Genomic DNA, 11,881 nt, shown 5'->3' on the forward strand with positions numbered 1-11,881 from the left:
TATTAAAGCCTGTTACCATTTCGATTTGCCCTAGAATATGTTAGATTAGTGCACTCGAAAACATTTATAACCTTTTATAACTTATTGCGTCAAACACACAACCACCAGGGGAAATAGACTCAGCCATGCTTACTCTAAAACAGACATTAACGCTTTTACTATTAAGCTTTTTTAGCCTATTCAATGTTGCCTCAGCAGAAAACCTGCCTACTCCTGCGGCCCCTACTCCTCACGTAATTCCTTCTGCTCCAAATATTGCTGCAAAAGCCTATTTAGTGATGGACTACAACAGTGGTGCTGTTTTAGCTCAAAAAGACGCACATGGCCGAATTGAACCTGCCAGCTTAACTAAGATTATGACTGGATTTGTAGTCATTAATGAACTAGCAAATGGCAATATTCACCTTGATGACATGGTAACCATCAGCAAAAAAGCATGGCAAATGCCTGGCTCTAAAATGTTTATTGAAGTAGGTAAACAGGTCTCTGTTAAGGATTTGATTAAAGGTATGGTAATCCAATCAGGTAACGATGCCAGTGTTGCATTAGCAGAACATATTGCAGGCAGTGAAGAAGTATTTGCTGAACTAATGAACAAGTATGCAAAAAGTTTAGGTATGGAACACACACATTTTGTTAATGCTACAGGTCTTCCTAACCCTGATCACTACACCACAGCTTATGATTTGGCTCTACTTGCAAAAGCGTTAATTACTAAATTCCCTGAAGAGTACAAATGGTATTCACAAAAGAAATTTACCTTTAATGGCATTACTCAATACAACCGTAACAAATTGCTTTGGCAAGACCCAACCGTTGATGGCTTAAAAACAGGCCATACTGAGAGTGCAGGTTATTGCTTAGTGTCTTCAGCCAAACGTGAAAACGACCGTTTAATTACCGTTGTTCTTGGTACTTCAAGTGCCAAAATGCGTGTGCAAGAGAGCCAAAAACTTCTTAATTACGGTTTTAGATTTTTTGAAACTCACAAGCTTTACACGGCAAAACAACGTTTAAATGATGTGAAAGTTTGGGAAGGAAATAGAGATTTAATTGGTGTAGGATTAACCAATGACTTATACATTACCATTCCACGTGGTCAGTATAAAAACATTAAAATCGAAAGCTCTGTTAATCCAGAAATTAAAGCCCCAATTGAAGCTGGTGCAACTTTAGGTACATTACACATTACCTTAGGTGATGAAACCATTGCCGATAGACCACTGGTTGCTTTAGATGCTGTTGAAGAAGGTTCTTTCTTTAAAAAATTAATTGACCAAGTTAAACTATTCATAAACTCTCTTATTGGCTAGTTACAAACTAGTTATAGATAGTCATAGATAGTTACAAATAACTAAAAAAGTTATAGCTAAGTATAGAATAGCCCACATTAGCCTATAAACTTTTAATCCGTTTAAACTGTTTTAAGCCATGTTCATTTTTTGAGCATGGCTTTGTCATTGCAGGAAACAAAATGACCAACACCCTTAACCAACAAATCGCCTATTTAAATGGCCAATACCTTCCTATTACCGAAGCACAAGTTTCTACTCAAGATCGTGGGTTTTTATTTGGTGATGGTGTCTATGAAGTGATCCCCGTTTACAATCAAAAAATGTTTTGGTTTGCAGAGCATTTACAACGTTTAAAAAACAGCTTAAAAGGCACCAGTATTGCAAACCCGCTTACTGATAGCGAGTGGCAGGAAATGCTAGAAACCTTAATAGCAAAACATGACTGGCAAGACCAATTCATCTATTTACAAGTAACGCGTGGTGTACAAATGCAACGTGATCACATGCCTGCAGATTGCTTAACACCAACCATTTATGCTTACACTAACCCACTAAAACCAGTGGCACAAAACATTCTTGAAAACGGCATCAAAATTGTGACCTTAGACGATATTCGCTGGTTACGATGCGATATTAAAGCAATCACCCTTTTACCAAATGTCATGATGAAACTTGCGGCTAAAGCCCAAGGTGCAGATGATGCTATTTTAATTACCAAAAAAGGCCTGGTTTCTGAAGGTACAGCTAGCAATGCTTTTATTGTTAAGGATAACGTATTAATTACACCGCCAAACAGTAATAAAATATTACCAGGCATTACCCGAATGGTTATTGAATCTATCGCTAAAGAGCACCATATAGACATAGAAGAACGTGATATTAGTGAAGACGAGCTATATAATGCCGACGAAATTTGGTTATCAAGCTCAACCAAAGAAGCTTTACCGGTAACGCAATTAAATGGCAAACCTGTAGGCACAGGTAAGCCAGGGGCACTTTGGTTAAAAATGAATGCACATTATCAAACACACAAACAACAATTTATTAAAGCTTTTACTGACAAGGTTTAGTTGCAGATATTTTAAGAAGCTTATTAAGGGTTAATTATGACAAAAGATTTACATACTCCAGATAACGAATCACTGCTTGAATTTCCTTGTGATTTTAAACTTAAAGCGATGGGAAAAAACACCGAGACCTTTGTTGAAGTAGTGTTTGAAATCGCCTGTAAATATGCACCTAACACACCGAGAGACAACATTCAAATCACCCCTTCGAAAGGTGATAAATTTATCTCTGTAAACGTGACTATCTATGCAACTTGTTTAGAACAAATTCACGGTATTTATGGTGATCTAAAAAAACACCCAGAAGTATTAATGTCGCTTTAAGACAGACTTTATCAAACTCGCATGACTATCCTCATAAAACCGCTGGGCTTGCAGCCTTATGAACAAACCTGGCAAGCCATGCAAAGCTTTACTGACAATCGTCAACCAGAAACCCCAGATGAATTATGGATTGTTGAACACCCCCCTGTTTTTACCCAAGGCTTAAACGGAAAAGCCGAGCATATATTACAAAGCTCAGATATTCCAATAGTGCAAACTGATCGTGGCGGGCAAATCACTTACCATGCCCCAGGCCAGGTGATTATCTATGTGTTAGTAGATTTAAAACGTGCCAAACTAGGAGTAAGAGCTTTAGTTACAATGCTGGAAAACAGCATTATTGAATACCTTGCAACGTTCAATATATCATCGCAAGCCAGAGCCGATGCACCTGGTGTTTATGTTGATGGCCAAAAAATTGCCTCGTTGGGCTTAAAGATTCGTAAACAAAAAAGTTACCACGGTTTAGCGTTAAATGTCGATATGGACTTATCACCTTTTAAATTGGTTAACCCTTGTGGTTTACAAGGCATGCAAATGACTCAGCTTAGCAACCTACTTTCAGCAGAAAAACTGCCAAAAACACAACAAGTAGGTCAGCAGCTTGCAGAGATTTTAAACAAACAAATTCAAACAACTATTAAGTAATTTCGATTCCTAAAACGCCTATTCTTATAATCCTTTATAATACGGCCTATTACTTTCATAAATTATTTTAAGCGGACGACCAAACAGTATGTCTAATCCTCCACAATATCAAGAAATTGGTCTAAATGACATCGGCAATCTTTCAAGCTTAAAAGCAAAAAATGATGCCATGCCAAAAGGCCAGTACAAAACCAAATCGCTCAAACATCGACCTGACCCAACGGCTGAAAGACTAAAAAAGCCACGTTGGATTAAAGCTCAATTACCTAAAGCAAAAGACATGCACCGAGTAAAAGAGCTTAAGAACATTATGCGTGAAAAAGGCCTGCACTCAGTTTGTGAAGAAGCCTCATGCCCTAACTTGGGCGAATGTTTTGGTCACGGCACAGCAACCTTTATGATTATGGGCGATATCTGTACGCGTAAATGTCCATTTTGTGATGTCACTCATGGTCGTCCAAAACCGCTTGATACCAATGAGCCAAAACATCTAGCCGAAACCGTTAAAGCGATGAACCTAAAGTATGTGGTGATTACCTCTGTTGACCGTGATGATTTGCGTGATGGAGGTGCAAAACACTTTACCAATGTAGTCACAGAGCTTCGTGCTAGCTTACCGAGTTTACGCATTGAAACCCTAGTACCTGATTTTAGAGGGCGTTTAAGCGTGGCTTTAGAAACCTTGTCAGAATCAGCACCTGACGTACTGAATCACAACCTAGAAACGGTGCCACGTTTATATGAAGAAGCTCGTCCTGGAGCAGATTACCAAGCCTCTTTAGATTTATTAAAACGTTTTAAAACCATGAACCCAAATGTTGTCACAAAATCTGGCCTTATGGTTGGTTTAGGTGAAACTATGGAAGAACTTTTACAAGTTATGCGTGATTTACGTGCACATGAGGTTGAAATGTTAACCGTAGGCCAATATTTACAACCTAGTGAATACCATATTGCGGTAAAAAAATATTGGACGCCAGATGAGTTTAAACAAGTTGAAGAAGCAGGATATGAGATGGGCTTTACCAATGTCGCTTCTGGGCCAATGGTTCGCTCTTCTTATCATGCGGACTTACAAGCCAAAGAACTGGCTCACTAAACATTAAATAAAGATTATCCAAATATACAAATATTAAAAGAGAATACCGATAGATGAATTCTGTACAACGTTTTTTATTTAAAGAGCTAAACATTCGTGGCCAACATATTCAGCTACAAGAAAGCTGGCAAGAGATGATTAAAGACCGTCACTACCCTAACTCTATCGTTAAGTTATTAGGTGAATTAACGGCCATTTCAGTGCTACTTGCCAATGGAATGAAACATAAAGGCCGCATTACCATGCAAATTCAAGGCTCTGGTCCAATTAGCTTATTAGTGGTAGATGTGACTCATGACCTTAAGATTCGTGGGGTGGCAAAAACCAATAAAGACATCACCACAGAAAGTTCAATGGATGAATTATTGGGTGATGGTCAAATCTTAATGACCTTAGAAAACACACAAACTGAGCACCACTTTCAATCCTATGTTCCACGTGAAGGCAATTCGGTCGCTGAAGCGTTTGAAACCTATTTAAGCCAATCAGAACAGCTACCTTCTAAGCTTTGGTTAGCGGCAGATGAAAACAGCCTGGGAGGCGTACTCATTCAAAAAATGCCTGAAACCGATGGACATGATGAAGATGGTTGGCAACGTATTATGCAGATTGCTACAACAGTTAAAGATGAAGAGTTAACAACGTTAGGTTCTGAAGAACTTTTACACCGTTTATTCCATGAGGAGTTGTTAGAACTTTTTGCAGCCGATAATGTTGTATATGAATGCCCTCAAGACAAAGAGCGTGTTACTAATATGCTGCTCTCTTTGGGAGAAGAAGAGGTTCGCAAGGTATTAGAAGAACAAGGTGAAATCGTTATTCATAATGAGATGTGTAACTACCATTTACGCTTTAATAAAGAAGATATAGATGCCTTATTTTCTGAAGATAAGCAAACCGTTCAATAAAACATCTAATACATATAGAAAAACAGAACAAAACAAAAACAAAAACAAATTTACCAGGCCTGGTAATCCTGGTAAACCTGTTAAATTGGCTAACTCAAAACTTCTTGTAAATCTTCAATTGATGGTGCAAAGCAGTAAGAGCCTGTTACCGCAGTTGAGTAATTAAGTAGCTGGTCAATAACCCCTTCTTCATTATGCCCATACATACTTTCCAGTTGCGTGGTAAAACGTTTTAGCTCACAAGCAAACGCCAAATAGAGCAACCCGTGTTGTTTAACGCTTCCAAAAGGTGCAGAACGACGATAAACTTTCATCGCTACGCCATCCACCTTTAAGTCGGTTCGGCTTACATGAGAATCAACAGGCATGGCGTCACCTTCCAATTCTTCATTCTCAATTTTGGTGCGGCCAACCACCGCTTCTTGGCAATGCACAGGCACTTGATTCCACTTTTCCATATTATGCACCCACTTCTCACTCATCACCAAGCTGCCTCCTTCACCAGGCAGGCCTGCAGGAATTAAAGCGGCATCACGTTTTAGCTCGTCGGTTTTAGGGTTGGCGGTACCATCTTCAAAGCCAATTATGTCCATATGATTATGGTAGTCAAAACCACGTTCATCCAAAGTCAACTTAGCAACAGATTTCATCTTTTGTTGAATGTGCATGGCTTGATCAAAGACCTCCGCCACATCTTCACCTTGCAACCAGAAAAACAAGTCCGTTTGTGTAGACGGTGCTCTATGGCCGCCCTCTGTGGCTCTTACTTCATAAAAATCCTCTAGGGTCGCAGGCAACCAAGCGGGCTGTAATTTACTCCATGCAGATTTACCAAAGGAAATCACCACTGAGACTGTTTTAGATTGCAAAGCATCGCTAATTGCGGCTTTGATTTCTTGGATTTCAGCCTCTTTTAAACGGTATTCTAAAAAATACATATGTTTAGCGGATTCATAAAAAATGCCAGCTTGCGGTGTTTTGTTCATAAGGTTACCTTATTTAAATCTTTCAATCTTAAATGTGTTTAAAAAACTAATCTTCAATTTTACGTGTAAAAACCCAATCCGTTTCTGAGGACATTTCAGGGTTAAACTTATATCCATCGGTATCAAAATATTTTAAATCTTCAGCATTTTCTACCTGATTATCTGCCGCGTAACGTGCCATTAGACCGCGTGCTTTTTTAGCGTAAAAACTAATAATTTTATATTGACCATTTTTCCAATCTTTAAAGATTGGAGTAATAATGCGACCATTAAGCTCTTTCTTTTTTACGGCTTTAAAATATTCATTAGAAGCTAAATTAACCAATGTTTTACTCTCTTGTTCAGCCAAGAGTTTGTTTAACTGTTCAGTAATTTGACTCCCCCAAAAAGTGTATAAATCCTTGCCTTTTTGATTGGCAAACTTTGTACCCATCTCTAAACGATATGGCAACATATCATCACAAGGCTTTAACAAACCATATAAACCCGACAAAATGGCCAAGTGGTTTTGAATGTATTCAATGCCCTTTTCACTTAAAGAATAGGCATCTAATCCTTGATAAACATCACCTTTAAATAACCACGCCGCTTGTTTGGCTTTGTCTTTTGGAAAAGGCATTGTCCAATCTTGAAAACGCTCGTAGTTTAGCTCTGAAAGCTTTTCACTGATGTGCATCATCTGCCCAATTTCAACAGGCCCAACACCTTTCAATTCATCAATTAATTGAGCCGCTTCATTTAATAAAGCACCTTTGGTGTGCAAATCAGTTTGCACTGGCGTAGATTCATCTAAAGCTTTTGCTGGCGATACAACCATTAACATTGGGGATGTCCTTTTCTCTTATTCTATTTTAAAAAATAATAAATTAACCTAAATTATAAACGATGCAATCCAGTTACTGGTTTGTAAAGATTAATTAAGATGATAGATTTTTTGATTAGTTCGCATACAATGCGTCAGTATCTATCAAACTTCAACAAATAGGATTTACCATGTCACCAGATATTTTAACTAAAGTCATTCTGCCGCTATCTTTATTTCTAATCATGTTTGGCATGGGCTTATCCTTAAAAATCGCAGACTTTAAAAATGTCGCAAAATCTCCTAAAGCTTTTAGTATTGGCATCATTGGGCAAATGATTTTATTACCCATTGTGGCATTCCTGATTGCCATAACACTCTCTTTACCACCAGAAATTGCTGTCGGTTTAATGATTATTGCTTTAGCACCAGGGGGTGCAACCTCTAATATGTTTACCTATTTATCCAAGGGTGACACTTCCTTATCTATCTCATTAACCGCAGTAGTCAGTGTCATTACGCCTTTTACTATTCCAGTTATTGCCGCATTAAGCATGAGTTATTTTATGGGTAATAGCACAGAATTTAACCTACCCATTGCCAAAACCATTATTCAGTTATTAGTAATTACCGTTGTACCCGTTGCTATAGGTATGTTTGTTCTTTCTCGCTGGTCTAACGCAGCCGCAAAAATGGAAAACTTTTTAAAATGGTTTTCTGTGCTGTTCTTAATGTTAATTATTATGTTGATTGTGCTTAAAAATAAAGACAATGTTTTAGACTTTTTTGCTCAAGCGGGTTTAGCCACTTTGTTATTGAATGTACTGGTTTTAATATTAGGTTATCAATTAGCCAAAGCGGCTAAACTAAGCCACCCGCAAGCCGTATCGATTGGTTTTGAAATAGGTATTCAAAACGGTACCTTGGCATTATTAGTTGCTGGTACTCTTATTGGCAACGAAGCAATGATGATTCCTGCAGTAACCTACTCTTTAATTATGTTTATAACTGGAGCGGCATTTGGCTGGTGGATGAAAAACTCAAAGAATTAACCATTTAAATTCATGCAGTTATACTTATAACCACCTAAATTAAAATTGTCTTTTTATTTTAATATTGTCATTTTAATTTCACTTTTATTATCAATAAATGTGTATATAATGGGATTCGTAAGATTAAGTGCACTATTTTTTGTTTTTCCATTTCGTTCGTTTTCGTTTCGCTCTGATTTTCAATAAGTAACTGCAAGATCTACAGATGTCTGCCTGAATATTCAGGCATGTTTTACTTATTAAAGACCTTTATTTTGTTGGGCAATATCTCAACAAAGGTCTGTGAAAAATTAGGATTAGATTATGTCTACCACTACTGGCACCGTAAAATGGTTTAACGAAACAAAAGGCTTTGGTTTTATCGCACAAGATTCAGGACCTGATGTATTCGCTCACTTCAGTCAAATCACAGGATCTGGCTTTAAGACTCTTGCAGAGGGTCAGAAAGTTAAGTTTACTGTTACTGACGGTCAAAAAGGACCACAAGCAGAAAACATCGAAGTTATTGAAGGTTAATCTTTCATTCTTCATGGCATAAAAAAAGGCCTGAATGGTTTTCCATTCAGGCCTTTTTGCTTTTTGGCTTAGCTTATTGCTCGCAACTTGTTACTTAAACAACCAAGCTAAACCAAAATAATTTAGAACGCTACAAATCAATCTGTATACCCTAAATGTTTAATCACACTGCATCTGGCGTTAAGCCCACTGTTTCTAAGAAATGACGCAATTGAGTAATATCAGCTTTATCTGCAAGTTCATGCCCATGATGCGGTAACCCTAAAACAAGTTCTTGATCTTTAAAAAAAATCTTAGCTTTATTGCTATTAGATACTTCAATTGTCGCACCAAAATGCTCTAAAGTATGTTGCAATTTCTTCCAATCAACATTCGTTGCGATTGGGTGTGCAAATACTTTTTCAATAATAGCTCTGTGCTTATGGCTCATATATTTTCCTTTTTCTGAGTTCTTAGTTGTTTTTATATTTAATATCTATTGGGTTAATTACATTTTAAAACTCTATGGAATAAAACACACACTTTTCATGTAAAAAGTTATCTCAAATTAACCTAAAAAATAACTCGGTACTTTACTCAATACCTTAGTCGGTAGCTATATCTAATTTAACAAGCAATTTATACGTTTCCTCTTCACTTAAAAGGCAGGTATCACCCTCGGTTAATTGACCTAGAGTAAAATTCATAATTTGAATTCTCTGCAAACGCAACACTCTATAACCTAACACTTTGCACATTCTTCTTATTTGTAAGTTTAGGCCTTGAGTTAAGGTAATTTGAAAACACATCTCATCCAATAATTCGACTTCACACGGTAAAGTAACCGTATCTAAAATTGCCACACCAGATTCCATGGAATCTTTAAATGACTCAGTTAATGTTTTATCAACCCAAACCTTATAGACTTTTTGATGTTTATTTTCGGCTCGCATGATTTTATTAACGCTATCACCTTGATTGGTTAATAGCATTAAGCCTTCAGAGTCTTTATCTAAACGACCAACCGCAAATACACGCTGAGGATAATTCACCGCTTGTTCAATATTATTTTTAACTGATAAATCGTGTGTACAAACAACACCTACAGGCTTGTGATACAACAAAAAAATGGGTTTTGGACGTGATTTAATCACTTGATTATCGACTTCAACCAAATCATCTTTAAAGACTTTTTGGCCAAAATGAGCGGGCTCGCCATTAATTTGAACTCTATGTTCAGCAATGAATTGATCTGCTTGTTTGCGAGAACAAACACCCATTTCACTGAGCCATTTATTAATACGAGTAGAATAATTGTTAGGGCTCAAAACAGAAACACCAGGCCTGGTAAATTTATAAACAGAATGATAGCTGAGTAGCAAAATTCATCTTTAAGCCATTATGGACAAACAATTGACTCGGTTGCCTGTAAACGCTCAATTGTTCCAATATCTGACCACAATGCAGTTTCAATTTGCCCACTCATTTTTTGTAACTGCATGGCCTCACGTAAAATAGGGGCGAGAGGAATAAAATCGACCTCTTTATTAGCAAACAGATGCGGGTGCAAAATACTCAAACCTGCAAAGGTATATTCCCCCTGCGGAGTCACATTTTGTTGCTCATCCAATCCAAAATCACCTTTAGCATTATGGTCTGGACTTGGCACTAAAACCAAACGACCAAGTTGGTTAGCATTTGGATTTAACTGCATTTGCTCGGCCTGTTTTACCAGGCCTGTATAATCTATTTCACTGTACACATCACCATTCACCACTAAAAAAGGATGTTGTCCCAAAAAAGGTAACGCATTGATGATACCGCCAGCCGTCTCTAACCCACCTTCTGGCTCTGGTGAATAGATAATTTGAATATTCCAACGTGATCCATCACCCAAGGTTTGCTCTAATTTATGGCCTAACCACGCATGGTTAATCACAATTCTTTGCACACCGGCATGGACTAATTTTTCAATGTGGTATTCAATCAGTGGTTTACCGCATAGCTCAACTAAAGGCTTAGGAATGGAGTCTGTAATTGGACGTAAACGCTTGCCACGGCCAGCGGCTAAAATCATTGCGGTTACCATTGGTGTTACTGGCATGTTTTAACGCCCTTTGTTTTGAACGGTTTCGTTTTTAATAAATAAACTTAAAAAAATCAGGCGACTTTTAATTTTATAAGTCGCTTCAAAAACAGTTAATTAAATTTTGGCAGTACTTTGTTTTCTACTAAATCAACCAGACTGTGCATTTCTGAATATTGAGCACCCACTTTAGCAATGTAGTTAAGCGTCAAAGGAATATCATTTAAATAGCCATCTTTGCCGTCACGATGAAATAATCGAGCAAAAATACCCGAGGCTTTTAAGTGTCGTTGAATACCCATTAAATCCATAGATTTTTGAAAGCCAGACCACTCATCTCGTTGCATCACCTTTGCCGTACAAAGTTGTAAAAAATAGTTACGTTGCCACTCAGTGACTTGCTGTTCTGGCCAAGCGATATAACAATCCCTTAACATTGATACCGCGTCATAGGTAATCGGTCCTTTTACTGCATCCTGAAAATCTAGAATACCTGGATTACCTTGCTCTACCACCATTAAATTGCGACTATGATAATCTCTATGAACATAGGCTTGTGGCTGTTTTAGTGCCGATTTTATTAATGTACGTTGAGTATTTTCCCAGGCCTGGTGTTCTAGTTTATCGAACCCAATTGCTAAGTGTTTATCTAACAGCCAGTCAGGAAATAATGACATTTCAGTAGTCAGCAGTTTTTGATCATACTCGGGCAGGCTGTTTGCCGCATCATTACCTTTAGTTTGCAACGTTACCAAAGCGGTTAAGGCATCACCATAAAGTTGCTCAGCTTGGCTTTCAACTCTTTTTTCTAGTTCAGAAAGATAGGTGGTGTTACCCAGATCTGAGAGTAATAAAAATCCTTGCTCTAGGTTTTGAGCCAGCACTTTGGGCACATTTAAACCCATATTTACTAACTGATTTGAAACTCTTATAAAGGGTTGGCAATCTTCATGTTCAACGGGGGCATCCATAATAATATAGTTATGTTTGCCAGCATTGCCTTGGGCCTCAATTCTAAAGTAACGTCTAAAGCTCGCATCAGCAGAAGCTGGTTCTGGATTGCTCACATCACAATCCTGTAAAATGGGCAAACTTTGAAGCCAATTCAACATCATTTGA

14 protein-coding genes are annotated in these 11,881 nt (G+C 37.7%); 8 read left to right on the top strand and 6 right to left on the bottom strand.

The window, feature by feature from the left end:
* The first annotated feature begins 125 nt into the window (after positions 1 to 125).
* From ACORJQ_RS11045 to ACORJQ_RS11070, 6 genes are all read left to right on the top strand, one after another.
* Positions 126 to 1,313, top strand: a complete 1,188-nt coding sequence (locus ACORJQ_RS11045; protein WP_321324524.1) for a D-alanyl-D-alanine carboxypeptidase family protein — start codon at positions 126 to 128, stop codon at positions 1,311 to 1,313.
* A gap of 161 nt (positions 1,314 to 1,474) precedes the next feature.
* Positions 1,475 to 2,365 carry a D-amino acid aminotransferase gene (locus ACORJQ_RS11050; protein ID WP_321324526.1) on the top strand — a complete coding sequence of 297 codons (891 nt, stop codon included), beginning with the start codon at positions 1,475 to 1,477 and terminating at the stop codon, positions 2,363 to 2,365.
* A gap of 36 nt (positions 2,366 to 2,401) precedes the next feature.
* A complete protein-coding gene (locus tag ACORJQ_RS11055) occupies positions 2,402 to 2,686 on the top strand; it encodes a YbeD family protein (RefSeq protein WP_321324528.1) in 285 nt (94 codons plus the stop codon).
* Between the two features lie 21 nt (positions 2,687 to 2,707).
* Entirely contained in the window at positions 2,708 to 3,334 is a 627-nt protein-coding gene (gene lipB, locus ACORJQ_RS11060; RefSeq protein WP_321324530.1) for a lipoyl(octanoyl) transferase LipB, read from the top strand.
* Between the two features lie 88 nt (positions 3,335 to 3,422).
* Positions 3,423 to 4,433, top strand: coding sequence for a lipoyl synthase (gene lipA, locus ACORJQ_RS11065; RefSeq protein WP_321324533.1), 1,011 nt, complete (start codon positions 3,423 to 3,425; stop codon positions 4,431 to 4,433).
* A gap of 53 nt (positions 4,434 to 4,486) precedes the next feature.
* Complete coding sequence (locus ACORJQ_RS11070) at positions 4,487 to 5,341, top strand: Hsp33 family molecular chaperone HslO (RefSeq protein ID WP_321324535.1); 855 nt, start codon at positions 4,487 to 4,489, stop codon at positions 5,339 to 5,341.
* A gap of 89 nt (positions 5,342 to 5,430) precedes the next feature.
* Here ACORJQ_RS11070 and ACORJQ_RS11075 read toward each other — a convergent pair whose 3' ends face one another.
* Complete coding sequence (locus ACORJQ_RS11075) at positions 5,431 to 6,327, bottom strand: Dyp-type peroxidase (protein ID WP_321324536.1); 897 nt, start codon at positions 6,325 to 6,327, stop codon at positions 5,431 to 5,433.
* A gap of 46 nt (positions 6,328 to 6,373) precedes the next feature.
* Positions 6,374 to 7,150, bottom strand: coding sequence for a peroxide stress protein YaaA (gene yaaA / locus ACORJQ_RS11080; protein WP_321324538.1), 777 nt, complete (start codon positions 7,148 to 7,150; stop codon positions 6,374 to 6,376).
* Between the two features lie 170 nt (positions 7,151 to 7,320).
* Here yaaA and ACORJQ_RS11085 point away from each other — a divergent pair, with 170 nt between their 5' ends.
* Together ACORJQ_RS11085 and ACORJQ_RS11090 are read left to right on the top strand one after the other, a co-directional pair.
* The gene (locus ACORJQ_RS11085) at positions 7,321 to 8,181 is read left to right on the top strand and encodes a bile acid:sodium symporter family protein (protein ID WP_321324540.1); all 861 of its coding nucleotides are present in this window, start codon (positions 7,321 to 7,323) and stop codon (positions 8,179 to 8,181) included.
* A gap of 303 nt (positions 8,182 to 8,484) precedes the next feature.
* Positions 8,485 to 8,697: a cold-shock protein gene (locus ACORJQ_RS11090; protein ID WP_321324542.1), complete on the top strand. Its 213-nt coding sequence runs from the start codon at positions 8,485 to 8,487 to the stop codon at positions 8,695 to 8,697.
* Between the two features lie 163 nt (positions 8,698 to 8,860).
* On the opposite strand, the gene ACORJQ_RS11095 is transcribed toward ACORJQ_RS11090, so the two are convergent.
* The 4 genes from ACORJQ_RS11095 to ACORJQ_RS11110 all read right to left on the bottom strand — a co-directional run bounded on the left by ACORJQ_RS11095 (position 8,861) and on the right by ACORJQ_RS11110 (position 11,877).
* Positions 8,861 to 9,127 (bottom strand): hypothetical protein, encoded by a 267-nt coding sequence (locus ACORJQ_RS11095; RefSeq protein WP_321324543.1) that lies wholly within the window; start codon positions 9,125 to 9,127, stop codon positions 8,861 to 8,863.
* Between the two features lie 154 nt (positions 9,128 to 9,281).
* Positions 9,282 to 10,058 carry a pseudouridine synthase gene (locus ACORJQ_RS11100; RefSeq protein ID WP_321324545.1) on the bottom strand — a complete coding sequence of 259 codons (777 nt, stop codon included), beginning with the start codon at positions 10,056 to 10,058 and terminating at the stop codon, positions 9,282 to 9,284.
* Between the two features lie 17 nt (positions 10,059 to 10,075).
* On the bottom strand, positions 10,076 to 10,780 hold the full coding sequence (murU, locus tag ACORJQ_RS11105) for an N-acetylmuramate alpha-1-phosphate uridylyltransferase MurU (RefSeq protein ID WP_321324547.1): 705 nt from the start codon (positions 10,778 to 10,780) through the stop codon (positions 10,076 to 10,078).
* 95 nt (positions 10,781 to 10,875) lie between these two features.
* The gene (locus ACORJQ_RS11110; protein ID WP_321324549.1) at positions 10,876 to 11,877 is read right to left on the bottom strand and encodes an aminoglycoside phosphotransferase family protein; all 1,002 of its coding nucleotides are present in this window, start codon (positions 11,875 to 11,877) and stop codon (positions 10,876 to 10,878) included.
* Positions 11,878 to 11,881 lie beyond the last annotated feature (4 nt).

This window comes from Thiomicrorhabdus sp. (assembly GCF_963662555.1).
Taxonomy (GTDB): Bacteria; Pseudomonadota; Gammaproteobacteria; order Thiomicrospirales; family Thiomicrospiraceae; genus Thiomicrorhabdus.